Annotated in this window: 22 protein-coding genes; 14 read left to right on the top strand and 8 right to left on the bottom strand. The window is 49.5% G+C overall.

The features are described 5' to 3' along the window. The first annotated feature begins 123 nt into the window (after nt 1-123). Together nadA and nadB are read left to right on the top strand one after the other, a co-directional pair. On the top strand, nt 124-1,113 hold the full coding sequence (nadA, locus tag ACYVIY_RS14780; RefSeq protein WP_460977136.1) for a quinolinate synthase NadA: 990 nt from the start codon (nt 124-126) through the stop codon (nt 1,111-1,113). A gap of 25 nt (nt 1,114-1,138) precedes the next feature. Then, a complete protein-coding gene (nadB, locus tag ACYVIY_RS14775) occupies nt 1,139-2,728 on the top strand; it encodes an L-aspartate oxidase (protein WP_460977135.1) in 1,590 nt (529 codons plus the stop codon). A 112-nt stretch (nt 2,729-2,840) separates the two neighbouring features. Here nadB and ACYVIY_RS14770 read toward each other — a convergent pair whose 3' ends face one another. Continuing rightward, entirely contained in the window at nt 2,841-3,062 is a 222-nt protein-coding gene (locus ACYVIY_RS14770) for a hypothetical protein (RefSeq protein ID WP_460977134.1), read from the bottom strand. A 248-nt stretch (nt 3,063-3,310) separates the two neighbouring features. Between ACYVIY_RS14770 and ACYVIY_RS14765 the strand changes: the two genes are divergently transcribed. The 3 genes from ACYVIY_RS14765 (at nt 3,311) to ACYVIY_RS14755 (ending at nt 6,670) form a co-directional block, all read left to right on the top strand. Further along, complete coding sequence (locus ACYVIY_RS14765) at nt 3,311-4,669, top strand: glutamine synthetase family protein (protein WP_460977133.1); 1,359 nt, start codon at nt 3,311-3,313, stop codon at nt 4,667-4,669. A gap of 105 nt (nt 4,670-4,774) precedes the next feature. Beyond that, entirely contained in the window at nt 4,775-5,815 is a 1,041-nt protein-coding gene (locus tag ACYVIY_RS14760; RefSeq protein ID WP_460977132.1) for an aminoglycoside phosphotransferase/kinase family protein, read from the top strand. A gap of 6 nt (nt 5,816-5,821) precedes the next feature. Continuing rightward, nucleotides 5,822-6,670, top strand: a complete 849-nt coding sequence (locus ACYVIY_RS14755; protein ID WP_460977131.1) for a TIGR01459 family HAD-type hydrolase — start codon at nt 5,822-5,824, stop codon at nt 6,668-6,670. A gap of 35 nt (nt 6,671-6,705) precedes the next feature. Here the strand turns inward: ACYVIY_RS14755 and rhaT are convergent, their stop codons facing one another. Next, complete coding sequence (rhaT, locus tag ACYVIY_RS14750; RefSeq protein WP_460977130.1) at nt 6,706-7,740, bottom strand: L-rhamnose/proton symporter RhaT; 1,035 nt, start codon at nt 7,738-7,740, stop codon at nt 6,706-6,708. Between the two features lie 410 nt (nt 7,741-8,150). Here rhaT and ACYVIY_RS14745 point away from each other — a divergent pair, with 410 nt between their 5' ends. From ACYVIY_RS14745 to ACYVIY_RS14725, 5 genes are all read left to right on the top strand, one after another. Continuing rightward, nucleotides 8,151-8,390, top strand: a complete 240-nt coding sequence (locus ACYVIY_RS14745) for an acyl carrier protein (RefSeq protein WP_460977129.1) — start codon at nt 8,151-8,153, stop codon at nt 8,388-8,390. Nucleotides 8,391-8,608: 218 nt separating this feature from the next. Further along, on the top strand, nt 8,609-9,859 hold the full coding sequence (gene fabF, locus ACYVIY_RS14740) for a beta-ketoacyl-ACP synthase II (protein WP_460977128.1): 1,251 nt from the start codon (nt 8,609-8,611) through the stop codon (nt 9,857-9,859). A gap of 3 nt (nt 9,860-9,862) precedes the next feature. Then, nucleotides 9,863-10,624: a ribonuclease III gene (rnc, locus tag ACYVIY_RS14735; RefSeq protein ID WP_460977127.1), complete on the top strand. Its 762-nt coding sequence runs from the start codon at nt 9,863-9,865 to the stop codon at nt 10,622-10,624. Between the two features lie 225 nt (nt 10,625-10,849). Further along, a complete protein-coding gene (locus ACYVIY_RS14730; RefSeq protein ID WP_460977126.1) occupies nt 10,850-11,296 on the top strand; it encodes an Hsp20/alpha crystallin family protein in 447 nt (148 codons plus the stop codon). Nucleotides 11,297-11,505: 209 nt separating this feature from the next. Further along, nucleotides 11,506-13,053, top strand: a complete 1,548-nt coding sequence (locus tag ACYVIY_RS14725; RefSeq protein WP_460977125.1) for a Do family serine endopeptidase — start codon at nt 11,506-11,508, stop codon at nt 13,051-13,053. Between the two features lie 97 nt (nt 13,054-13,150). On the opposite strand, the gene gmd is transcribed toward ACYVIY_RS14725, so the two are convergent. Continuing rightward, nucleotides 13,151-14,263, bottom strand: a complete 1,113-nt coding sequence (gene gmd, locus ACYVIY_RS14720) for a GDP-mannose 4,6-dehydratase (RefSeq protein ID WP_460977124.1) — start codon at nt 14,261-14,263, stop codon at nt 13,151-13,153. 88 nt (nt 14,264-14,351) lie between these two features. Next, nucleotides 14,352-14,942, bottom strand: coding sequence for an SPOR domain-containing protein (locus ACYVIY_RS14715; RefSeq protein ID WP_460977123.1), 591 nt, complete (start codon nt 14,940-14,942; stop codon nt 14,352-14,354). A 120-nt stretch (nt 14,943-15,062) separates the two neighbouring features. On the opposite strand from ACYVIY_RS14715, the gene murB reads away from it, so the two are divergent. After that, on the top strand, nt 15,063-16,088 hold the full coding sequence (gene murB / locus ACYVIY_RS14710) for a UDP-N-acetylmuramate dehydrogenase (RefSeq protein WP_460977122.1): 1,026 nt from the start codon (nt 15,063-15,065) through the stop codon (nt 16,086-16,088). A 66-nt stretch (nt 16,089-16,154) separates the two neighbouring features. Here murB and ACYVIY_RS14705 read toward each other — a convergent pair whose 3' ends face one another. After that, entirely contained in the window at nt 16,155-17,069 is a 915-nt protein-coding gene (locus ACYVIY_RS14705) for an ROK family protein (RefSeq protein WP_460977121.1), read from the bottom strand. Between the two features lie 129 nt (nt 17,070-17,198). Beyond that, nucleotides 17,199-17,873 (bottom strand): SDR family oxidoreductase, encoded by a 675-nt coding sequence (locus ACYVIY_RS14700; protein WP_460977120.1) that lies wholly within the window; start codon nt 17,871-17,873, stop codon nt 17,199-17,201. 163 nt (nt 17,874-18,036) lie between these two features. On the opposite strand from ACYVIY_RS14700, the gene ACYVIY_RS14695 reads away from it, so the two are divergent. Together ACYVIY_RS14695 and ACYVIY_RS14690 are read left to right on the top strand one after the other, a co-directional pair. After that, nucleotides 18,037-18,768: an MlaE family ABC transporter permease gene (locus ACYVIY_RS14695; protein ID WP_460977119.1), complete on the top strand. Its 732-nt coding sequence runs from the start codon at nt 18,037-18,039 to the stop codon at nt 18,766-18,768. A 42-nt stretch (nt 18,769-18,810) separates the two neighbouring features. Then, nucleotides 18,811-19,557 (top strand): ABC transporter ATP-binding protein, encoded by a 747-nt coding sequence (locus ACYVIY_RS14690; RefSeq protein ID WP_460977118.1) that lies wholly within the window; start codon nt 18,811-18,813, stop codon nt 19,555-19,557. 46 nt (nt 19,558-19,603) lie between these two features. Here ACYVIY_RS14690 and ACYVIY_RS14685 read toward each other — a convergent pair whose 3' ends face one another. Together ACYVIY_RS14685 and ACYVIY_RS14680 are read right to left on the bottom strand one after the other, a co-directional pair. Beyond that, nucleotides 19,604-21,658 (bottom strand): ComEA family DNA-binding protein, encoded by a 2,055-nt coding sequence (locus tag ACYVIY_RS14685; protein WP_460977251.1) that lies wholly within the window; start codon nt 21,656-21,658, stop codon nt 19,604-19,606. A 162-nt stretch (nt 21,659-21,820) separates the two neighbouring features. Beyond that, nucleotides 21,821-23,071, bottom strand: coding sequence for a hypothetical protein (locus ACYVIY_RS14680; protein ID WP_460977117.1), 1,251 nt, complete (start codon nt 23,069-23,071; stop codon nt 21,821-21,823). Between the two features lie 146 nt (nt 23,072-23,217). Here ACYVIY_RS14680 and ACYVIY_RS14675 point away from each other — a divergent pair, with 146 nt between their 5' ends. Then, complete coding sequence (locus ACYVIY_RS14675) at nt 23,218-23,841, top strand: thymidine kinase (protein ID WP_460977116.1); 624 nt, start codon at nt 23,218-23,220, stop codon at nt 23,839-23,841. Nucleotides 23,842-23,843 lie beyond the last annotated feature (2 nt).

Here is a 23,843-nt window from a genome sequence, read left to right as displayed (position 1 = left end):
CACACAAATATGACCCGTTGTTTGAAAGCCCAAAACGTTTGCTGAAATTCGCCCGCTAACGAGGGGTCCTGTGACAATTTCCTACCCAACGTTGTTTATGTAAAAAGCACCTGGCTACAACAAATGGAAGCAATACTAGAGGAAGTTCAGCGCATTGGTTACGTAAACGAGCCTATTCCTGACAATATAGATTTAGTGGCCGAGATTAACCGGCTAAAAAAAGAGAAGAATGCCGTTATACTGGCTCATTATTACGTCGATGGAGCCATCCAGGATTTAGCCGATTACATTGGCGACAGCCTTGGCTTATCGCAGCAAGCGGCTAGTACCAACGCCGACATGATCGTGTTTTGTGGGGTACACTTTATGGGCGAAACGGCCAAAGTCCTTTCTCCGCAGAAGAAAGTAGTGATTCCGGATCTGAACGCGGGCTGTTCACTGGCCGACTCGGCCCCGGCTAACAAGTTCGCGGCTTTCAAGGCGCAATACCCCGACCATATTGTGCTGTCGTACATCAACTGTTCCGCCGAAATTAAGGCGCTGTCTGACATCATCGTTACGTCGTCGAACGCCTTGAAGATCGTTGAGAGTCTTCCACAGGATCAGAAGATCATTTTTGCGCCGGATGCAAACCTCGGCCGCTTCGTCTCGAAGAAAACCGGCCGCGATATGGTGCTTTGGGATGGCGCCTGTATTGTACACATTGACATTTCGCTGGAGAAGTTAACCAAGCTCCGTTTGGAACACCCGGATGCAAAATTCATTGCGCATCCTGAATGTCAGGAGCATATCCTGAGTCAGGCTGATTATGTCGGTTCAACCACCGCTCTACTTAAATACGTAGTGGATAGCCCGGAACAAACGTTTATTGTTGGAACGGAAGCCGGTATTCTGCACAAGATGCGGCAGGCAGTTCCACACAAGAAAATCATTCCGGCACCAGCCAGCCAGAACAACACCTGTGCCTGCTCAGAGTGTCCGTACATGAAAATGAATACGCTCGAAAAGCTGTACAACTGCATGCTTTACGAACAGCCCGAAATCATCGTGCCCGAAGACGTACGTATCAAAGCGTATGAATCCGTAGCACGCATGTTGGAGCTGAGTAAGTAAGTTTGAGAATAAAGCCCTTGAGTAAATGCCCCACCAATTCGATTTCTTAGTCATAGGCTCCGGCATAGCGGGCCTTAGCTACGCCACTAAACTGGCGATGCATTTTGAAGCCCAGCAACAACCGGTTCGCATTGGTATCATCACCAAAGTGCAGGCCGATGAAACGAATACGAAATACGCGCAGGGTGGTATTGCCGCCGTCTGGTCGGAAGACGATTCGTTCGAGAAGCATATCGAAGATACGATGGTTGCGGGCGACTTTCTGAGCGACCGTCATATTGTTGAAATTGTAGTGAACGAAGGACCCGGCCGGATTCGTGAGCTAATCGACTACGGAACCAGATTCGATAAAGAACACGGGGGTACTGATTATGACCTGGCTAAAGAAGGCGGTCACTCCGACTATCGCATCCTGCATTTTAAGGATATAACCGGTGCCGAAATTGAGCGCGCTTTACTCGAAAAAGCACGCTCACTGCCGGGCATTGAGATTTTTACACATTACTATGCTGTCGAGCTGATTACGCGCCATCATCTGGGTGAAACTGTTCATCGCTACGACACCGACAATCAGTGCTATGGCGCGTACGTCCTAAACACGCAAACGGGGCAGGTTGAAAAGTTTCTGGCCAAGACGACGCTGTTAGCGACGGGTGGCATTGGCAACGTATACCAGAATACGACAAACCCGAGCATTGCCACCGGCGACGGGATTGCGATGGCCTACCGGGCCAAGGGCATATGCAAGGACATGGAGTTTATCCAGTTCCATCCTACGGCCTTATACGAGCCCGACAAAAAGCCGAATTTTCTAATTTCAGAAGCGGTACGCGGTTTCGGTGGGGTATTGAAAAACATGAAGGGTGAAACCTTTATGGAAAACTATGATCCTCGTTTGTCGCTGGCTCCGCGCGACATTGTGGCTCGCGCCATTGACTCGGAGATGAAGAAATCGGGCGATCCGCACGTGTATATCGACGTAACGCACGTAGATTACGAGCGCTTTGTCGAGCATTTTCCGAACATAACCGCCTACTGTCGCGATCAGTACGGACTTGATTTACGAAAAGACTATATACCCGTTGTTCCGGCGCAGCACTACATGTGTGGGGGCGTTCGCGTGAACGAATGGGGGCAGACGAACATCAACTATTTATATGCCGTAGGCGAGTGCTCCTGCACTGGCTTACATGGTGCGAATCGGTTAGCTTCTAATTCTCTGCTGGAAGCGGTTGTATTTGGGCACCGCGCTTATCTGAAAACCGTGGAGAATCTCGGTGAGTCTGCTGTACCAGACAATATTCCCGATTGGAACGACGCAGGTACGACACACCCGGAGGAGTTGATTTTGGTAACTGAGATTCAGCGGGAGCTGGAAGCCATTATGTCGAACTACGTGGGCATTGTCCGCTCGAACCGGCGTCTGAAACGAGCGATGGACCGGCTGGAACTGCTTTATCTCGAACACGAAGAACTTTATCGTCAGTCGAAAGTTTCGGTACGTATCTGCGAACTACGTAACATGATCGAGGTCGCCTATCTGGTGATTAAGGCCGCTATGTCCCGACGCGACAATCGAGGATTACATTTCAACCTGGATAATGTAAAGTCCTAGCAATAACCGGTTTTTGCTGCCAATGAACAAGCCCAGCTAACTCGGTCGTTGGGCTTGTTCATATCAGTATCTTGTGTCTTCACTACGTTATAGCAACGAGCAGGCATGAGAATTAGCTATCCGCCTTTTCTGCGTTTACATCCTTCTTTACGCTCCAGAGAATAGCGGGAATCACCACGATATAAAGTGCCATAAAGGGCAGAAACGAGCTTTGTTTTCCGTCCTCGTGTGCTGCGATAGTTACGCCGATGTGAATTCCGACCAGGAAACACGCGAACGCCAGTTTCAGCAGCGCTGAGCGGTTTAGGATTAGTTTACCGATTCTTAGTTTCATAATTCTGTTAAGGGGTAATTGTTAAATTTATTAAAATCTATGGTTTATCTCGTCTAGCACCTGAAAATATCGCTTTTTAATAACCGACTCCACGCCTTTACGTATATCAGTCATACCAAACCCTGTTGGCCCACATCTGTCCGCAATAGAATTTAGCGAACGTAGCACGGGCAGGTTTCGTCTGTTCGCGTAAGAATAAGTAGCTTTACCCGCCTATTTGGCCTAAGAACCATTTATCCGCGTAAGCTATGGACCAGCAAGCCGTCATCGATTTTATCAAGCAGAGCGACAGTTCAAAGATTAAATTTGCATTTGCGGACATCGACGGCATCCTGCGTGGCAAAATCATTAGTCGGCAGAAGTTTTTAGACGGTTTGGACGATGGTTTCGGCTTTTGCGATGTTGTCTGGGGCTGGGACATGACCGATGCGCCTTATGATAATGGTCAGACAACGGGTTGGCATTCGGGCTATCCTGACACGCCGGTCCGCATTGACTTGTCCACGTTCCGGAAGTTGCCCTGGGAAGACAACCTACCTTTTTTTCTGGCCGACTTCAGTCGCTCCGGTGCGGATGCGCTTTTCGCTTGCCCGCGTTCGTTGCTAAAACGAGTCGCTGCTCAGTGTCACGAGTTGGGGTTTCATGCAGAGTTTTCCCAAGAATTTGAGTGGTTCAACTTTCGCGAAACGCCACAGAGCTTACAACAAAAAGCGTTTCAGCAACTGGAGCCGCTGACGCCCGGTATGTTTGGGTACTCTATTCTGCGTCCATCGCTGGAGAGCGGTTTTAATCAGGATCTGTTCGATTTACTGGGTCAGTTTGACATAGCCCTTGAAGGCCTGCACACGGAAACAGGTCCCGGCGTTTACGAAGCGGCCATCCTGCACGATGAGGTTATCCGGGCGGCAGATAAAGCGGTATTGTTTAAAACAGCGGTTAAAGAAATAGCGTATCGACATAACCTCATCGCTACGTTCATGGCGAAGTGGAACGCCGAATTGCCCGGATGCAGCGGCCATATTCATCAAAGCCTTTGGAACGCTGATCAAACAAAGAACTTATTTTTTGATTCAGCGCAGCCCGAACGGATGAGCGAGCTGATGAAGCAGTATATAGCTGGTCAGTTGTACTGTTTGCCTCATATTACGCCTATGTTTGCGCCGACCATCAATAGCTACAAACGCTTGGTTGAAGGAGCCTGGGCCCCCACAACCGTTACGTGGTCGATTGATAATCGAACTACAGCAATACGTGTCTTGAACCATAAAGAAGCCTATACCCGCGTTGAACACCGCGTATCGGGGTCCGACACGAATCCTTACCTGGCAATCGCAGCCGCACTGGCGTCGGGCTTATATGGCATTCGTCATAAATTGTCTTTGAACATTCCGCCCTCCGTTGGTAATGGGTACGCGGATAAGCAGCATGGCGTGATTCCGGCTAATCTGGGCGAAGCAACGCATATTATGGCGAATTCGTCCATTGCGGCCGAACTCTTCGGAGCTGAGTTTGTTGACCATTTCACCCGCACGCGTGGCTGGGAGTGGCGGCAGTACGCCAAACAAGTTAGCGACTGGGAGCTAAAGCGATATTTTGAAATTATATAAACCTGTCATCGAGTAGTCATTGCAGTCACTAGTTGTCATGTATTGTCCTGTGTGTAGAAGCTGACAACTTATAGCCATAAATGACCCGGAATGACAACGACAACAATGCGTTTAATTGATTATTCAACTATAGTTCGACAGGCATGGGCTGCTTATGACCCGAGTCAGACGGTGCAGGCTGTCGAGGATATTAGCGCCCGCGTTTCCACAAATCACGTCTTCCGCTTAACATTAGACAACGGGGGCCGAGTGATCGCGAAGCTGTCCTATTTCGGTAAGTTCGAACACTTCCGCGACGATCACCGCATTATTCAGGCGCTGGCTAACAACCTGCTTTATCCGTTTGAGAATGTGCTGGCCCGTTCGTTATCGAAAAATGGGCAGGTTTTTACGTATCGTTATCAGGAAGGACCCATTGATGCCTGGGTAGTTTTCTACAACCCGATCCGCACTCAGAACCGGCTGCCCCGTCGACTCGACGAAGAGCATATTCGGAAGCTCGGAGCTGAAGTGGCCCGGTTCCATCTCGCCTGCGCCCGCGCCAGCACCGTCTTGCCTAAATACGCCAAAACGCTCCGCTCGGATATTCAGGGGTTAATCGATTTGCTCGATACGGAAGCGGGTAAGTTTGAGCACCGTTTACACGTAACGGAATTGCGACGCCAGTGCCATTTGTTTCTCGAAAACCGGCAAAAGTTAGTTGCCAAAGTGGTTGAGACAATGCCGGTTTTCGTCGACTGGAATATTGGTAATTTCTCCGTTACCGACGACTTGCACCTGTTCTCCCGCTGGGATTACGATTGGTTCCGGATCAGTTACCGCGTCATGGATTTTTACTTTTTCAGCCGGGTGTGCTCCGATATAGGTGACCGAACCGTGTTCAGCTACGTGATTGGTCCGCTGATGGAAGAACGCTTTGGCTGGTTTTTGGAAGAATACCACAAAGTATATCCACTCACTGAGCGTGAGATTCGGTTTTTGCCCGAAGCTTACCGGTTTTTTATTCTCAACTACGTCATTAAATACGGGCGGTATTTCTTCCATCGCACCTACGCCACTAAGCTCCAGCGAGAAGCCTACGAAACGTATTTCCCTTCCGTTGAACGGTTTGACGCCGACAAATTATTACGCCATCTTAACTTGTAAGACCTGATGCAGCTTGAAACTTTTGCTACGATTGCCGACCGGTACCAGGTCTTTTTCTTCGATGCGTTTGGCGTTTTAAAAAATTACAAAGGATTGATTCCGGGCGTTGTCGATACGTTTAACTACCTGCGCGAGCAAGGCAAACTGGTGTTTATCCTGACTAACGATGCGTCACGTAGTCCGCAGCAGCTGGCTGAATCCTACTGGCGACTTGGGTTAACCGACATTACGGCTGATATGATTATTTCGTCAGGTATGTTAGCGCGCGAATACCTACAATTAAAAGTCGACCACGGCACAGTAGCCTACTTAGGTACCGAAAACTCAGCGCATTACATTGAATCGGCCGGTCTCAAAACACTTTCAATCAGCGAGCTAACGTTAGAAAACATCGGTGAAGTGAACGCCCTGGTACTCCTCGATGACGAAGGGTTTGACTGGAATACAGACATTAACAAAGCCGTTAACCTGTTGCGCAGACGTAACATTCCCGTTATTGTGGCGAACACCGACGCTACGTATCCTGTATCCAAAAACCGGCTGGCTGTCGCCATCGGTAGCATCGCCGACATGCTCGAATCAATTGTGGGAAAGCAGTTTATCCGCTTCGGCAAACCCGACGCCCAGCTGTTTATGTTTGCCTATGAGCGTGTACAAGAACTACTGCCCACGGCCAGCAAGCGAAACACAGTCATGGTCGGCGATACGCTTCGTTCTGATATATCGGGCGGCAACAAGTTTGGTCTCGACACCGTACTGGTACTCACAGGGAATACAGCCAGCCACGAGGCTGAACTACGTATTCAAGCAACAGGTATCATACCGACCTACGTCTGCGAGTCGATTGTGATTTGATACGTTCATAGGCTGGTACATTATATGGCGAACCATCAAGCGAGGTAGTTGCCAATACCAACAATGACTGACGATAGTACTACGGTGAGAATGCCGATCGTTATGGTGCGCATGGTGCGCTGATTAGCCCCGCGCCATTCGTGTAAATAGAGCCCCCAGAAGCTGCTGAACGCGATAATAAAGGCCATGTGCAGTGTCCATCCCGAAAATCGGTACTCGCCCATTTTGCTGTCGCCCATTCCATAGAAAAAGAACTGGAAATACCACGTAACGCCAGCTATGGCACAAAACAGGACGTTCCCAAGAATAGGTGCCGAAACGTTCGTGTAATCGGTATACGTACGATTGCGAATATTCAGATAAATCGCCCAGATGGCGTTGGTGGTAAGGCCACCGAGCAGAATAATGACCAGGGCGGCATTGTTCATATACAATGGATCGGCACCGTGCCGAACTGCGAGTTCGGCGATGGGCTGACCAGCGGTTAGCCCGAAGGAGAAACAAGCGCTCATCACGCCCGAAAACACGGCCACAAAAAAGCCTTTTCTAAGATCGAACTCGGCAATAGTCGCTTTCTTTTCGGCCTCGGGCAGACTTTTCTCTTTCATCATACCGGCTACGCCACAAATGCAAATTCCGATTACGCAAACGGCTAAGCCAGCCATAATGACCTGACCCGACGTAGTGCTGATCAACTGGCTGAATTGACCCGTCCAGATTGGGGGCACCAACGTACCAAAAACGGCACACAGGCCAAGAACAACGGCCATTCCGAGCGACAGCCCGAGGTAACGCATGGCCAGGCCAAACGTTAAGCCGCCAGTGCCCCAGAGAACACCCCAGAAATAAGCCCAGAGCAGTGTTTCGGTAGGCGATTCGGCCAGCACCTGTCCTAGATTCGGGACGGTAAGATAGCCTAGTAACCAGGGAGCCACAACCCAGGAGAATAGCCCGCCCACGAGCCAGTAACTTTCCCAGGCCCAGCCTTTCACCTTACGGTATGGCAAGTAAAAACTGCCTGATGCAAAACCGCCGAGGGCGTGTAAAACAACTCCCCAAATAACTGCCATTAGAGTAACGTAGCCAGTAGTTCAACTAACAAATTAAAGTCCACTCTGGCACATTACTTACTCATACTTTCCCATAAAATTGACTCGTCCGTATAAAATCTTAAACTTTATCAAGTCTGCATGGTTAAAGCGTCTTGGTCTGTTTTACAGGGCTGGCATATACGTTTATAGGGATTGAGTAGAGCTAAAGGAAGCGTCTTTTAAGTCTTAAAATTAGCTAAGACACATATACACTATAATTCCTATTAACACTATATAGAAATTATATTTGTTGATAATTTATTAATTATCAATTACTTAGTCTTGGATTAGTAACATATCTTAACGGTTTCGCCCGTAAAAAATTGTTTGACAATACAAAGGTAAATCCCTTTCTTTGCGCAGTTTTTTAACCCCAACGGACTACGAAAATGTCGGAAATTGCACAAAAAGTTAAGAATATCATTGTCGAGAAATTAGGCGTTGAAGAGTCAGAGGTAACGCCAGAGGCTAGCTTCACAAACGATCTGGGTGCTGACTCACTTGACACGGTAGAGTTAATCATGGAATTTGAAAAGGAATTCAATCTGCCAATCCCAGATGACGAGGCTGAGAAAATCACGACCGTCGGTATGGCGATTGATTACCTGGAAAGAAACAGCGGTAAGTAAGCCTCTGCGTTTACTGCCTCAATAATTTTTATTAATTAGCAGTCGTAGAGTAGGTTACGAGCGTATAAATATGTGTTTTGCTATCAGTATAGACCATTTATACGTTTACCCCTTGCTGTTTATGTAGCAGCCGACAGAACTCTCAAACACCCTAAAAGACAACGCCGGAATTCAAGCTTCGGCGTTGCTTTTCTTTTTTCATCACGCAGTTTATCTGTATGACAATCAAACGAGTAGTAGTGACTGGTCTCGGTGCCCTGACGCCGATCGGCAATGATGTATCTACCTATTGGAACAACCTTGCCGCTGGTGTAAGCGGAGCGGGGCCGATCACGAAGTTTGACGCCAGTAAGTTTCGGACACGCTTCGCCTGCGAAGTGAAAGGCTTAGACGTAACGCAGTATATTCCTCGTCAGGAAGCCCGCAAAATGGATACGTTTACCCATTATGCGTTAATTGCCACTGATGAGGCTGTTCAGGATTCGGGGATTAACCTCGATACTATTGACAAAAATAAAGTAGGTGTTATCTGGGGGTCTGGAATTGGCGGTCTTAAATCGTTTGAAGACGAGATGATCGATTACGCCAAAGGTGATGGTACTCCCAGGATCAATCCGTTCTTCATCGTTCGAATGATCGCCGATAGTGCATCAGGCCAGATTTCCATGCGCTATGGGTTCCGGGGTACGAACTACGTCACCGTTTCGGCCTGTGCCTCCACCAATAACGCTATCATCGACGCGTTCAACTACATCCGGTTAGGCCGGATGACCATGTGCGTAGTGGGCGGTTCAGAAGCCGCTGTTACGCGGGCCGGAATTGGCGGTTTCAATGCGAACCGTGCCTTGTCGGAACGTAACGATTCCCCGGAAACAGCCTCACGTCCGTACGACAAAGATCGTGACGGCTTCGTGTTGGGTGAAGGCGCAGGAGCCTTGATTCTGGAAGATTACGGGCATGCTCAAGCTCGGGGTGCCAAAATATACGCTGAACTTATCGGGGGTGGTATGTCTTCGGACGCTTACCACATTACAGCTCCCCACCCCGACGGATTAGGTGCTTTCCTGGGTATGCAGGACGCGCTGAATGATGCCGGTATTGAGCCAACCGAAATTGACTACATTAACACCCACGGAACATCGACGCCAATCGGTGATCCACAGGAACTTAAAGCTATTCATCAGTTGTTCGGTGAGCATTCGTTCAAAATGAATATTAGCTCTACCAAATCGATGACTGGCCATTTGCTGGGTGCAGCGGGCGCAGTTGAAGCCATCGCTTGCATCAAAGCAATGGAGCACCAGCTAGTGCCTCCTACAATCAATCACTTCACCGCAGATGAAGAAATTGATTCGCGCTTCAATCTTACGTTCAATACGGCTCAAGCCCGCTCATTGACGACCGTAATGAGCAACGCGTTCGGATTCGGAGGGCACAACGCCATTGTAATCTTCCGTAAACTTAGCTGAGCCGTGCAACTCGCTCTGCCCCGTAGTCTATTTAATCCTCTCGACTGGTTTCGGTCCAGTAGCGCTGATCCACGCAAAAACCTTCGTCGATCCATTGCGCACATCATTGGTGCACGCCCGTCAAATTTAGGGCTCTATCAACTGGCGCTTCGGCACACATCGGCTTCCAAAGCAACTGCTATTGAAGGCTTTCGTGAATCGAACGAACGCCTAGAGTATTTAGGCGATGCTGTACTGGGCATGGTGATTGCTGAATTCCTCTTTAAGAAGTATCCGTACAAAGACGAAGGCTTCCTGACAGAGATTCGCTCTCGTATCGTCAACCGCGAGACGCTGAACGGCATCGCCCGGAAAATCGGCCTCGATCAATTGATTGAGTTCGATGGCAGCCGTACCCGTAGCCTTCCGGCCCGTACCTCTATGTACGGCGACGCCCTGGAAGCGCTTGTCGGCGCGGTCTATCTGGACAAAGGCTTTAGCTTTTCCCGGCGATTCATCTTAAAAGACCTGCTGGCTCATTACGACATCGATTCCGTTGTTCAAAATAACGCGAATTTCAAAAGTCGTTTAATTGAGTGGGCACAGCGCGAAGGCAAAGAAATCCGTTTTGAAATTGTTTCGGAGAAGGGAAACAGCCATTTCCGTGAGTTTATAGCGCAGGTCATGGTTGGTGAGGAGCCCTTCGCTACAGGCAGCGGTTACAGCAAGAAGAAAGCAGAGCAAGCCGCAGCTGAAAAAGCCTTGGAATTGATTGCCACTACGTAATCCGTTCTTATCCAATAAAGACTAATACGTACTAAAATACCCTGCTGTGATAGTCATAGCAGGGTATTTTAGTACGTGCCTATATGTCAGCCTGGGGCATAAAATTGATAAGTTTTAATGACATATTGTCTTGATTACGCCTGAATATGGGGCTGGTACGGAAATTGAAAAAAGAGTAGTCAAAACCTATTAACTCTTTTTCTTAACGTTAACCAATATACAGTCATGAACTCGGTAATGCGTTCTAACAACAACATTCCATCATTGATTGAGAATTTTTTTGGTCGTGACATCAACGACTTTTTCAACCCTGCTTCGTCCGCGATGCACAACGTACCGGCCGTAAATGTGATTGAGCATAGTGATGGCTTTAGGATCGAAGTAGCCGCTCCGGGCCTAAAGAAAGAGGACTTTAAATTAGGACTCAATCACAACAACCTGACTATTTCGGCCTATCAGGAAACACAGAAAGAAGAGCAGGAGAAAAGCACCGAGAAATATGCACGCCGGGAGTTTAGCTATTCATCGTTCCAGCGTACGTTCACGCTACCCAGCTCGATAGACGCTGATGCGATCCAGGCTTCTTATGCCGATGGCGTTCTGACTATCAATCTGCCGAAGCGCGAAGAAGCTAAAGTAAAACCTCCCCGTCAAATTGAGATCAGAGGTTAATCACTGACCGTTTGCATTAGAAAACGGAAGCCCGTATAGTAAATGCTACGGGCTTCCGGCTTTTAAAAAACCACCTAACAAAGGCTTGTTAAATTTTGTTAAGGACGGACACACACCGGATTTATAAAGCGTTTCTTTCCGTTATATTGGCAGACTAAAAGTCGCCGTTCAATACAAAAAGACAGCAATCTGATTTTTCCCATTTAACCATGAAAAGTAACTGGAAATTATTGGCGTTGATGGCACTCTTATCGAGCGTCGTAACGCTGGCCGCTTACAACCTATTAGGCTTTAACAAGCGGGATGTGGTGTTTAACGAGTCGTCGCCAGCACCGACGATTACTGGCCGTCTGGCAGCCCTAACGGGTGGCTCAGGAGCTCCCGGCTCTAACGACTTCTCAACGGCCGCTGAAGCGGTCACGCCAACTGTCGTGCACATTCGTACGACCATCACGCGGACTGTTCGTCAACAGCAGGTTCCTGACATATTCCGGGAGTTCTTCGGCGACGATTTCGGTGGTGGCCAAAGCCGCCCACGTCGTCAGCAAGGTCAGGCGTCTGGCTCGGGCGTAATCATCAGCAAAGACGGTTATATCGTTACGAACAACCACGTAGTACAGGATGCCGATGAGGTTGAGGTTATCATGACCGACAAACGTAGCCTGAAAGCTAAAGTGATTGGTACCGACCCACTGACTGATTTAGCTGTCATTAAAGTTGAGGCTAATAACCTGCCTGCTATCACTTTGGGCGATTCTGATGCCCTGAAGTTAGGAGAATGGGTTCTGGCCGTTGGTTATCCACTTGACCTTGAATCGACCGTAACAGCAGGTATTGTTAGTGCGAAAGGTCGTCGGATTGGTATTTTGGATCAGGATTTTGCGCGTCGTCAAGGCCAGCAAAACAACACGGATAACAAACAAACGGATACACCGGTAGAAGCTTTTATCCAAACGGATGCGGCTATCAACCCAGGCAACTCCGGTGGTGCGCTCGTAAACCTGCGTGGTGAGCTGGTTGGTATTAACTCTGCTATTGCTTCACAAACCGGTTTCTACAGCGGCTACGGCTTCGCCGTACCTGTATCGCTCGTGAAGAAAGTATCGGCTGACCTGCTCAAGTATGGCAACGTACAACGCGGTTACCTGGGTATTCTGCCAATCGAGTTGAATAGCACGGTTGCTAAAGAGAAAGGCGCTAAAGTAGGCCGTGGTATCTACGTAGAAAGCGTAGTAGAAAACGGTGCTGCTCAAGCTGCCGGTCTGAAGAAAGGAGACGTAATTGTGAAAATGGAAGGCCAACCACTTGATTCGGACGCTCAGATGCGTGAAATCATTGGCCGTCGTCGTCCAGGTGATGCAGTGACCGTAACGGTAAACCGCGATGGCAGCGAACGTGATTTTAAAGTGGAATTACGTAACCGGAACGGTGGCCGTGATGTCATCAAGAAAACCGACGTTACAGCAGCGAACACAACGCTGAAAACCTTAGGTGCTGACTTCGAAGAACTCAGCGCTCAGGATGCGAAGCAGCTGGGCATTAGCGGTGGGGTTCGGGTGAAGAAAATCGTAGATGGTAAACTTGCCGAAACCGACATCGAAGAAGGTTTCATCATCGTGAAAGCGAACGGCAAGAATGTCAAAACTACGAAAGACCTTCAAACGATTATGTCTTCGGTAAAAGAAGGCGAAGGGCTGATGCTGATCGGCATGTATCCGAACAGCTCCCGCATGTACTATTACGCAGTCCCTGTTTAACAAGCGGATTCCGCAACATCAGTCTATAAACAAGAAACCCGCCTGTAGGCGGGTTTCTTGTTTATAGACTGATAAGGAACTAATATGTATCAGTTGACTATTCGTAGTAGTTCAGCACAGGGTGGCCGCTTTGCGCCAAAAGCTGATCACGACGGAACAGCTCTATATCGGCCGTCATCATGTCTTTTACAAGAGCAGGCAAGTCGTATTTTGGCTTCCAGTTCAGTTTTGTCATCGCTTTGGTTGGGTCGCCAAGAAGCAGATCCACTTCCGTTGGGCGGAAATAACGCGGATCGATGCAAACCACCTCTTTACCGACCTCTACTGGAAAATCGGGATTTGTAGAACTTACAACCGTTCCTACTTCCGACGCGCCTTCGCCTTTAAAGGCCAACTCCACGCCAATTTCAGCAAATGACATCCGAACAAAATCGCGTACGCTGGTCGTAACGCCCGTAGCAATAACGAAATCTTCAGGTTTCTCCTGCTGCAGAATCAAGTACATTGCCTCTACGTAATCCTTAGCATGGCCCCAGTCACGCAGTGAATCCAGGTTTCCTAAGTACACCTTATCCTGCAAGCCCAGGGCAATACGGGATACCGCGCGGGTAATCTTACGGGTTACAAATGTTTCGCCCCGTAGCGGAGATTCGTGGTTGAAGAGAATACCGTTACACGCGTACATATTGTAGGCCTCACGGTAGTTGACGGTAATCCAGTAGCCATACAATTTTGCTACCGCGTAGGGAGAGCGTGGGTAAAACGGAGTCGTTTCAGATTGAGCATGGCCCTGCACACCACCATAAAGCTCTGAAGTCGATGCCTGGTAAATGCGGGTTTTCTCGGTCAGGCCCAGCAGCCGGACAGCTTCCAGAATCCGCAGCGTACCGATACCATCTACCTGTGCTGTGTACTCCGGTTCATCGAAACTTACCCGAACGTGCGACATAGCGCCGAGGTTATAGATCTCATCGGGCTGAGTCTCCTGAATAATACGAATCACATTCGTTGAGTCAGACAGATCACCGTAGTGAAGTTTGAAACGAATGTTCTTCTCGTGTGGGTCCTCATACATGTGATCCACCCGTTGCGTATTGAACAGCGAACTACGGCGTTTGATACCATGTACCTCATATCCCTTCTCTAATAACAACTCGGCCAGATAGGCTCCATCCTGACCGGTAATTCCGGTAATTAACGCTTTCTTCATACCGCTAACGGTTTATAGACCAATGCTCAATAGTACAAAAACTATCAAAGGTAGCCCAAGGAGGTTAAATTTGCTTATAGTATATAACTTATCTTATTAACAGGCTTCGTCTAACATCAACTTTATCAGGCTGTAACTGTGCCGAAGCGATCAAACGTCGGATGGAAGCGTAATAGCGTTCGGCGTCTATTCGACGCATAAAATCGCCGACTTTAAGCTTATACGTAGGCTGATTATAGCTTAAATAAGGACTCAATTCAGGGTAATTTTGATAAATCAACAGCTTGGCCGCGTCAGCCTCTTGGCGTTGGTTACCGACATATATCTGAATGCGAAAACCTGGAGCGTACCGGATCGACCGGTTTTTCGTAGCAATTGTGTCCAGTACCAAATCAAGCCGACGGTTCACATGCAGCGCTTCAATTGGGCCGGTGGTCTTCCGGGGTTCTGTCTTGCGGGGTGTTACGGTCGCGGGTGGTGACGCTACGGGTGTTGAGGGCCGTGCTGGCGTTGATGACGTGGCGGGTTTCGTGGTTCCGTAAACCGGACGTACTGAAGCCAGATCCTCGTTATAGCTATTGTAATCAACCGACGAACGGCTCGTTGCAGCGGGCCGACTGGTTGCACATCCCACCAGCAGAGAAGCCACCAAAATCACTCCACTAAATTCGTAGCGCATAACAAAAGGAAATGAGTTGGTAAAAATAACCAATTTGTTAATTCTATAATGAAGCCAGTTACCGGACGCACTCAGCCGTTCAGTATTTTGGTTAATTTTGAGCAATACTACAACCAACACATGTTAAATATACAAAGCCATGTGTCGCTCAAACCTTACAATACGTTTAGGATTGATGCCGATGCGCGGTACTGGGTCGATATCTGTCACGAAGACGATCTACAAACCTTGCTTCAGCTGACCGATTTCATTGATACTCCCAAACTAATACTCGGCGGAGGAAGTAATGTTCTCGTATGCCATAATTTCGACGGGCTGGTCGTAAAAATGGACATCCAGGGTATCGAGGTAGTACGAGAAGACGATACGCATGTTTTTGTCCGGGCGGGTGCGGGAGTCAATTGGCATAAATTCGTCGTATTTTGCGTTGAGCGCGGGTATGCCGGTGTAGAAAATTTATCGTTGATACCAGGTACTGTGGGGGCGGCTCCGATGCAGAACATAGGCGCTTATGGCGTCGAACTAGAGCAGGTATTTGAGTCGCTAACTGCCGTGAACGTACACACCGGCCAGCAACGAACGTTTCTTCATGCCGATTGCGCCTTCGGCTACCGGGAAAGTGTATTCAAACGGGCCCTGAAAGGCCAGTACATCATTACCAGCGTAACGTTTCAGCTTAATAAGCAACCCATTTTTCACACGCGCTACGGAGCTATTCAGGAAACGCTCACCGAAATGGGCGTTACAGACGATACCTTGTCGATTAAAGCCATTAGCGAGGCTGTTATTCGCATCCGACGGAGTAAACTTCCTGATCCGGCCCAAATTGGAAATGCAGGCAGCTTCTTCAAAAATCCTGAAATTCCAGCAGCCCAATTTGAGGCTTTGAAAGCAACCTATCCTGATCTGCCAGGCTATCCTGTAACCGATGGAATCGTGAAAGTGCCAGCGGGGTGGCTAATTGAGCAGGCCGGCTGGAAAGGCTATCGAACCGGCGACGCTGGTGTTCATGCCAAACAGGCGCTGGTGTTGGTTAACTTCGGCGGAGCTACCGGGCCGCAAATTCTGGCACTGGCTCAAACCGTACAGGCTTCGGTGATGGAGAAGTTTGGCGTGGCGATTTCGCCGGAAGTAAATATTGTTTAACGACTCTTAACGCAAAGGGCATGGGGTTTGTAAACACCCATGCCCTTTTGTCAAAGCTTATGTAGCTTACTCGAAGCAAAGCGAAGCGGCTCCTAGCAGACCAGCGTCATTACCCAACGTAGCACGTTTGATGCTTAAACCGTTTTTGTAATAGGGATTGAGCCAGTAGTCGAGCGTTTCGTTGACCGCGGGTAGAATATAATCAAACGAAGCCGATAGCCCTCCGCCAATCAATACCTGTTTGATATCAAGAATTTTAATCAGGGAAGCTAGCCCTTCGGCTAATATCTCACCCACTTCACCCCAGATTTTCAGAGCAAGCTCGTCTCCCTCAGCCGCAGCCGCCACCAGGCCCGTTGTCGAAATGCTGCCATCACCAGCCAGATGAGTATCGCCCTGGAATTCGCTCCGGCGCAGATTGGCCAGGTCTAAAAGCTCTTTTTTACCGATGTTACGTTCCAGTACCCGGCCGTGGCGCGACGGTATATGCCCAGGCTCCATCGCGTTACCATCGCCACCGGTAAAAATTCGCTTATTAATGATAGCGGCCCCGCCTACGCCTGTTCCAAGCGTGATGAATATATAATTCTCAGTAATTTTTTCTTCGGCAAAGTAGTACTCCCCAAGAGCGGCTGCATTAGCGTCGTTTTCCAGAAAGAACTGAATACCGGGAAACCGTTTGGTTAGCAAATCAACCATTGGCAAACCGTTGATTTCAGGGATTGCCGTTATTTCGAGTGGAACAGTACGTTCTCGATTGAGCATACCAGGCAGGCCAATGCCGACCTGTTTAACGTCCTTGTTGGCTAATAACTGCAAAGCAACGGCATCGCCAAAGCGCTCAATGAAGTGACCCGACTGGCGCCAGCTGATGGTATCATGGCTGTAAAAATTAGAAATTTTGCCGGTCGTGGCGTCAACTATACCCATTTTGACGTTCGTACCGCCGACGTCAATACCCAGATACTCAACAGAAGACATGTACTTGCTTTTCGATTACGTGGTTGCGATTTATACTGTAGGAAGAACGAAGTGGGCCGCAAGATACAAAAGAGTAACCAGTCAGAGCATAAAATGCCGTCGACTAATCCGTAACGATCTTACTATAAGCTAAATATCACCCAACTGAGGCCGAATCAGAATTTCTTCAACGACCGCGCTTTTGGACAATGTATAGGCTGCCCAAGCACTTTCGGCTACGTCTTCGGGCTTCATAAACCGATCTTCGGGCAGATCAGTACCCGCCCAGCTAGCCGTCAGTGTCGCGCCGGGCAGTATAGCGGTTACTTTTACGCCGTGCGGTTTGAGTTCCTCCCGGAGTACCCGGCTCATACCCAGTAGAGCGTATTTGGATATACAGTACGAACCTCCGTTTGTATAGGCCGTAATGCTGGCCGTCGAGCACATCATGAAAATATGACCCTGCCGTCGATTCATCATCTCCCCTACCAGCCCCCGGGTCAGGTGATAGGCGCTGGCTACGTTCGTGTCCATCAACTGCTCGAATGTACCTTCGGCTTCGTTGTGAATCTGCCCAGGCTGAAAAGTGCCAGTATTATTGACCAGCACATCGACGGGTCGGTTGAGTGAGCGAACGTAATTGAGCAGCGAATCAACGCCAGCGCGGGTCGACAGATCGGCGGCAAAGGGAAAGAGGCCAGGGCCGCTGCTATCGTCAATGGAGCGGGCACAGATGACGGCGTCAAATCCGCCCGCAACAAACCGATTCGCGATGGCTCGGCCAATACCTTTAGTACCTCCCGTTACAACAATTAATGGGTTCATAGCTATACAACGTATCCTGAACGAATGCTTCTGCCTAAAGACAGATCGGTTTAGGATACGGCGCAAGTTACGTCAGAAACCATTCTACCTTTGTTGAAGTTCTCCCGAATACATACCCCGAGCGCCCCGCCTGTGCAGCGCTCTGGTTTGCTACACGCTTTCTATGTCACGTTTAGGTAATTATCTAATTTTTTTAGGCACGCTCTTCCGCAACCGTGAGAAACTTCGTGTTTATCTGGGACTCATTCTCAACGAATGTACGTCGATTGGCGTCGGTTCTATCTTTATTGTGGCGCTGGTGAACACATTTATCGGGGCCGTTACCTGCGTTCAAACCGCGTACAATCTGACAAACCCTTTTGTTCCGCGTAACATCATCGCCCTGATCGTGCGCGACAGTACCATTCTCGAATTAGCCCCAACACTCTCCTGCATTGTGCTGGCCGGTAAAGTTGGTTCAAACATAGCCGGTGAACTGGGCACCATGCGCATCACCGAACAGATTGACGCCTTAGAGGTAATGGGGATCAATTCAAGCTCTTACCTGGTGCTCCCCAAAGTTATTGCGTCGGTACTCATGTTTCCGCTGCTCGTCATTATGGCCGGATTCTTGTCTATTCTGGGTGGTTATATCGCGGGGGTTTTGTCGGGTGTTATCACGCCGGAAGAATACGTATCTGGCCTGCGTTTCGATTATAAGCCGTTCGGCGTTACGTTCGCCCTGATCAAAACAGTGGTGTTCGCGTTTCTGGTGTCAACGATTTCAGCCTATCAGGGGTATACAGTTAGCGGTGGAGCCCTCGAAGTCGGTAGCGCGTCGACATCGGCGGTAACTAATAGTTGTATTGCCATTGTGGCCGCTGACTTCGTTTTAACCCAGGTACTGCTCACCTGATGAGCGAATGAATGTCCCATTTAAGGTGTTCGTTCTTTACGTATGATTGACATTAAAAACATAACAAAGACGTTTGGCGACCGACAAGTGCTGGCGGGTATTGACGGATCGTTTAAGCCCGGCGATACGAGCTTAATTATTGGCGGTAGCGGTACCGGTAAAAGTGTCTTGCTCAAATGCATGATTGGCCTTGTCAAACCCGATACGGGTGAAGTCCTTTACGACGGACGTAATTTTCTGACGAGTAATATCGACGAGCAGAAAACGATTCGGCGGGAAATGGGCGTTCTGTTCCAGGGGTCAGCGCTGTTCGATTCAAAGACCGTTCTGGAGAATGTGCGCTTTCCACTGGATATGCTCACCGAGCAGTCGGAAGAGGAAAAAGTAGAGCGAGCTCAGGAGTGCCTTCGGCGGGTGGGTCTGGATGCAGCCGCCGACCGGATGCCCTCCGAAATTAGTGGCGGTATGAAAAAACGGGTGGGTATTGCCCGTGCCATCGTACTGAATCCGAAGTATTTATTTTGCGACGAACCAAACTCAGGTCTTGACCCGCTGACGTCGATCAAGATCGATCAGCTCATCAAGGAGATCACGGATGAGTTCAAGATTACGACCGTTGTGATTACGCACGACATGAACTCAATGATGGAAATCGGCGAAAAGATCATGTTTCTGTATAAGGGCAACAAGCTCTGGGAGGGTAACAGCGATACGTTAACGCACTCGGATGTGCCGGAGTTAAACGAATTCATTTACGCCAGCAAGCTGATTCGGGAAATGCAGAAATAAACGATGGGCGTTGATGTATACCAGCAATCAACTTTGCTGGTCGGGCTTAGAATCGCCAGCGAGCCTGCACTTTTACTTCCGACTTATGGGGAGCACTAATCTGATCGAGGTCTGAGCCGACCGTATCTTGATTAGTAATATCTGTTCGAGCCCAGCGCACCCATACATCCAGGTGGCGACTCAGATTGTACTGCACCAATACGTAGTGCCGCATACCGTGGTCAGCATAGGCGGGAAACGAAAACGCGTATAAAACGTCCCGTTCGTACACGTACTGTCGGCTATCGTAATCGTCGGTATGGAACAACGCAGCCCGCCCGCTTACACTGAATCGCCGGTACTCGAACGTAACGTCCTGAACCAGCGCAACACCCTGCGAAGCGGGTTGACCCGCGTACTGAAAATTGCCCCATTGTACCCGCGACCTCAGCGATAAACCGCGTATTGGTACGTAATCAGCGTTGATAGCGTACTGACGACGGGTTGTCCCAACAACCTCTTTGACTTTGCTAGCTGGCCGATTCTTTTCTTTGTGCTCTTCGTGATAGAATGCGTAAAAAGCCGTCTTCCGGTCGAGCGTGTAGCGAACCTGTACCAAATAGTCGAATCCGCTGGATGGTTTATCAACCAGGTATTTTAACCACGGAAACCGGTAAAAATCAGCAAACCCGCCCACGGTTAATTTTCGGTATACCGTATACTTGATACCCAGATAAGCACCGGTTTCGTTACTGCTGCGGCTCCCTTCACCAAATGCATTGCTGTAAAAACTGTGAAAATTCCGGTCGTAATGCCGGAGTACCGTGGCGACATCAACTCGTTTGGTGAGACTACCTACGGCACCTCCAACGACGCCAACGCCCCCGCTGTTCGTTTGTGAACCGGTACTGCGGGCTAGTTCCCCAAAGAAATTCCAGTTGTGATACACGTAACCACCGTGAACGCCAACAACCAGATTCTGCTTACCCGTAAACTCGTATTGGTTATAGGGTAGGTCACGCTTCCGAAACAGCTTGTCGTACGTTGTCTGTAATACCGTCAGACCCAGTTGAAGCTGCTGGCCCGTATGGTACAAAACATGCGCGCCGAGGTTAGTTTCGAGTAAACTGCCCTGATCATCAAGTTCTGAAAGCGTCCGATGCAGACCGGACGTTTGGATCGACGTAGCAATGACACCTTCGGTTGCATTTCCAAGAGCCGTATTCGCATCCCGTCGGTTTCGGGCAGCCAGAATGGTCAAATCTACATGGGGGTGTAAGGCATACGTAGCAGCCGCCCCGCGAAAATAGCCGTACTCGGTCAGCGATGTGTAGGGGCGGGCACCCAGCGTTGAACGCCGAACGGTTTGTACAGTCTCGGCACTCTTGCCCAGCGCAAACCCAGCGGCCAGAACGAGCCCCTGCCCTACCTGCATCTGGTAATCGCCCAGGATGATATTCCGCCAGCGGCCCCGGTTCTGAATCTGCGCGTGAAATGACAGGTAATCGAGGCCGTAGCGACGCGCCGAAGGTTGCCAGCCGAACGTTTCTCCAGGGTCTTTTTCTGCCGTCACGCCGATGCTGAACGCGTGAGGTCGGTTATAGCGGTATCGGGCGTACCATTGACCATCACTACCAACGTAACGCGTGGGTAGATTACCCTTTTTATCAGCAATGGCTTCTGAAAAGCCTTTCTGCTGTTCAATAATCTGTTCATACCGAACGATCAGGTAATTATCGGTGGGAGTAGGCAGGGAACCGAACAACCTCGACGTCCCCTGCACGGTTACGAATGGCAACAATCGACGAATTGTTACTACGTCAAAATCGGGTACGGCCTGAAGTTCGTACAATGACAGGAACTCACCATAATCGGCCCGGTACGTGATCAGACTAGTTAGCTGACGTTCGGTCAGTAGATTCGTGGCACTTAGCTCGTCGCGGCTGGCTCGGTTCAGATCAAGTGGGCTGGCGTAGAGCTGAGTTAAAGCGTCGTAGACAGCCTGATAATCGATACCTTCCGACTGAACCGGAAACAAATCCTGTATGTACCGACTAATATCGACAGAGCGATCAGAAGAGGCTGAAGATAGGGGGCTTTGCGAGTAAGCAGAAACAGCCATGAGCCAGATGCCCATAGCCAGAACGTAAACAGTACGCAACGTATTCTTTAGTCAAGTTACGGGAATGCTACCTACTGACCGGAGCATTCGGTTCGGTTGAAAAGAAACGTTGTACGTGTGGGGTTGAGTTAAGCTGCTGCGGGGCCAGGCCTGCCGTTAGGTTTACGAAAACCGACGCTTTAATATTTCGACCAGTTCGCTGACTTCATCACTGCTCATATCCCATAAGTACTGAGACGCGTAGCGGTACGAAATCAAATCGAGCGCCTGCCCGTAATTGTTCAGCGTATCAATCTCTTCAATAGCCTGATTGTAGGCACTGGTATTGCCATTGAACAACTGATTGATGAACCGAAACTTCTGGTTCAACGAGATACTCCGCGCAATACTTTCGATCGGAGCCCGGTGGAACGTTTCGGCAATACTGGCTGGCTCAGTCGTGGTCGTCTCCCGGAGCCGGTCGTTCAACGAGGCTCCATCCGACGATGGTGCAGCCGGGCTGGCATCCACCGTCGACGGCTGGCTGATGGCTCCGGTCTCCACCTGCGAGGGCTGGCTGATTGGCGCAACCGGTTCCGGCCCTTCGTGACCATTTAAAAACAGTGGTCCGTGCGAGCTAGTATCGTCGACGGGCGCGGGGGTTAGGTCAGGTTGCGGGGGAATAGCCGGTGCTACGGCCTCGAGCGTTGCATCGGCGGGCACTAACGGAGCTGGAGGCACAACAGGTTCGGTTGCCGTATCAAAAAATGAGCGGGCATTGGCCGACGGAATTGTATCGGGTACATGGCTACGTAACAGCGCCGGTACGTTCATGGGCACTTTCTCCGAGAATAGAGCCACAAACTTGTCGTAATGCTCTAACTCATGCGCCCGCTGGGCAAAGGCTTCATCGAGATACGTTAAGGCCTGATTGACGTACACAAACGATTTCCCATTCATCCGCTGGGTCAGATACTCCGGAATAAACTGGTTAATTTTCGTATAGCGCGTAATCTGTTTGAGCGCATCAGCGGTCAGCGTAAACTCCGGTTGTCCGCGAAGAACCTCATCGAAATAGGCCCGCGGGTCAAAAACCATAATTATGGTTCGCCGAACGGCTTCGACCAGCAGCGGCTCCAGATGCTCCCGGCGCACAGAAATATGCTGGGACACCACATTCATAAACGTTTGCAGGGCCTCCTGTACGTCAGCGTGGGTAAAATCGAAAAAGGGGCTACGGAACTTCTGCGCATCGGCTCGCCATTTCTCCGACAAACTACTAATAACGAATAAGTTGATCTGGCTGATTGGCGTCAGCGATAAGATTTGCTGTCCACTAATTACCGAGTGATTTTGGTAAAAGTCAGAGGCTATCCGACGAGTGTAGGACTTGCTATATTCGGTAAGAGCGTTGGCGTTAAACTTGTTCGACATTAGGAAAAGCCTTTGTTTTGTAAAGATAAAGTTTTCAGTCGTAAACCTTTTTTTCGTTGAAAATAAATCAAAAAAAGCAGTTTATGGCCCTAAAGTAAGCCTGCAGCAATCCGTTACGTCCGCTCACTTGCCGCCCAACGATACGTATGTTTATTGAACCTACCCGCCGACGCGAACCGCCCCACCTCCGAACGGGCTGGATCGAAGTAATTTGTGGCTCTATGTTCTCGGGCAAAACCGAAGAACTGATTCGTCGGCTCAACCGGGCACGTATCGCCAAACTTAACGTCCGTATTTTCAAGCCCGCCCTCGACACCCGGTACCACGAAGCGAACATCGTTTCGCACTCGGCGGTGACAATTCAATCGATACCTGTGCAAACAGCGAGCCAGATTACAGAACTCGCGGGTAATTGTGACGTCGTAGGCATTGATGAAGCCCAATTTTTCGATAAAGACATCGTTACAGTCTGTGATGCGTTAGCCAACCAGGGACAACGCGTGATCATTGCCGGGTTAGACATGGACTTTTCCGGGCGGCCTTTCGGCTGTATGCCCCAGTTGATGAGCATCGCTGAATACGTAACGAAAGTTCATGCCATTTGTGTGGTCTGTGGCGATATAGCACAATATTCGTACCGACTGGTACCCTCGCAGGAGCGCGTATTGCTCGGAGAGACAGACAGTTACGAGGCCCGCTGCCGACGCTGCTTTAACCTGGGAGAGGATGCCGGCCGGAAAGAGTGGGTCTATGAAGACGAAGATGAGTAGGC

The organism is Spirosoma knui (genome assembly GCF_054780635.1).
Note: the sequence above shows the minus strand (reverse complement) of the source record. Positions and strands in the feature narration are given on the sequence as shown.

What these genes read in the sequence shown, in the direction of transcription:
- ACYVIY_RS14730 (WP_460977126.1), top strand. Translation starts at nt 10,850, where the DNA reads ATGAACTCGGTAATGCGTTCTAACAACAACATTCCATCATTGATTGAG.
- ACYVIY_RS14675 (WP_460977116.1), top strand. Translation starts at nt 23,218, where the DNA reads ATGTTTATTGAACCTACCCGCCGACGCGAACCGCCCCACCTCCGAACG.
- nadB (WP_460977135.1), top strand. Translation starts at nt 1,139, where the DNA reads ATGCCCCACCAATTCGATTTCTTAGTCATAGGCTCCGGCATAGCGGGC.
- murB (WP_460977122.1), top strand. Translation starts at nt 15,063, where the DNA reads ATGTTAAATATACAAAGCCATGTGTCGCTCAAACCTTACAATACGTTT.
- fabF (WP_460977128.1), top strand. Translation starts at nt 8,609, where the DNA reads ATGACAATCAAACGAGTAGTAGTGACTGGTCTCGGTGCCCTGACGCCG.
- ACYVIY_RS14685 (WP_460977251.1), bottom strand. Translation starts at nt 21,658, where the DNA reads ATGGCTGTTTCTGCTTACTCGCAAAGCCCCCTATCTTCAGCCTCTTCT.
- ACYVIY_RS14770 (WP_460977134.1), bottom strand. Translation starts at nt 3,062, where the DNA reads ATGAAACTAAGAATCGGTAAACTAATCCTAAACCGCTCAGCGCTGCTG.
- ACYVIY_RS14690 (WP_460977118.1), top strand. Translation starts at nt 18,811, where the DNA reads ATGATTGACATTAAAAACATAACAAAGACGTTTGGCGACCGACAAGTG.
- ACYVIY_RS14715 (WP_460977123.1), bottom strand. Translation starts at nt 14,942, where the DNA reads ATGCGCTACGAATTTAGTGGAGTGATTTTGGTGGCTTCTCTGCTGGTG.
- ACYVIY_RS14680 (WP_460977117.1), bottom strand. Translation starts at nt 23,071, where the DNA reads ATGTCGAACAAGTTTAACGCCAACGCTCTTACCGAATATAGCAAGTCC.
- ACYVIY_RS14755 (WP_460977131.1), top strand. Translation starts at nt 5,822, where the DNA reads ATGCAGCTTGAAACTTTTGCTACGATTGCCGACCGGTACCAGGTCTTT.
- ACYVIY_RS14760 (WP_460977132.1), top strand. Translation starts at nt 4,775, where the DNA reads ATGCGTTTAATTGATTATTCAACTATAGTTCGACAGGCATGGGCTGCT.
- gmd (WP_460977124.1), bottom strand. Translation starts at nt 14,263, where the DNA reads ATGAAGAAAGCGTTAATTACCGGAATTACCGGTCAGGATGGAGCCTAT.
- ACYVIY_RS14700 (WP_460977120.1), bottom strand. Translation starts at nt 17,873, where the DNA reads ATGAACCCATTAATTGTTGTAACGGGAGGTACTAAAGGTATTGGCCGA.
- ACYVIY_RS14705 (WP_460977121.1), bottom strand. Translation starts at nt 17,069, where the DNA reads ATGTCTTCTGTTGAGTATCTGGGTATTGACGTCGGCGGTACGAACGTC.
- ACYVIY_RS14695 (WP_460977119.1), top strand. Translation starts at nt 18,037, where the DNA reads ATGTCACGTTTAGGTAATTATCTAATTTTTTTAGGCACGCTCTTCCGC.
- ACYVIY_RS14725 (WP_460977125.1), top strand. Translation starts at nt 11,506, where the DNA reads ATGAAAAGTAACTGGAAATTATTGGCGTTGATGGCACTCTTATCGAGC.
- rhaT (WP_460977130.1), bottom strand. Translation starts at nt 7,740, where the DNA reads ATGGCAGTTATTTGGGGAGTTGTTTTACACGCCCTCGGCGGTTTTGCA.
- ACYVIY_RS14745 (WP_460977129.1), top strand. Translation starts at nt 8,151, where the DNA reads ATGTCGGAAATTGCACAAAAAGTTAAGAATATCATTGTCGAGAAATTA.
- nadA (WP_460977136.1), top strand. Translation starts at nt 124, where the DNA reads ATGGAAGCAATACTAGAGGAAGTTCAGCGCATTGGTTACGTAAACGAG.
- ACYVIY_RS14765 (WP_460977133.1), top strand. Translation starts at nt 3,311, where the DNA reads ATGGACCAGCAAGCCGTCATCGATTTTATCAAGCAGAGCGACAGTTCA.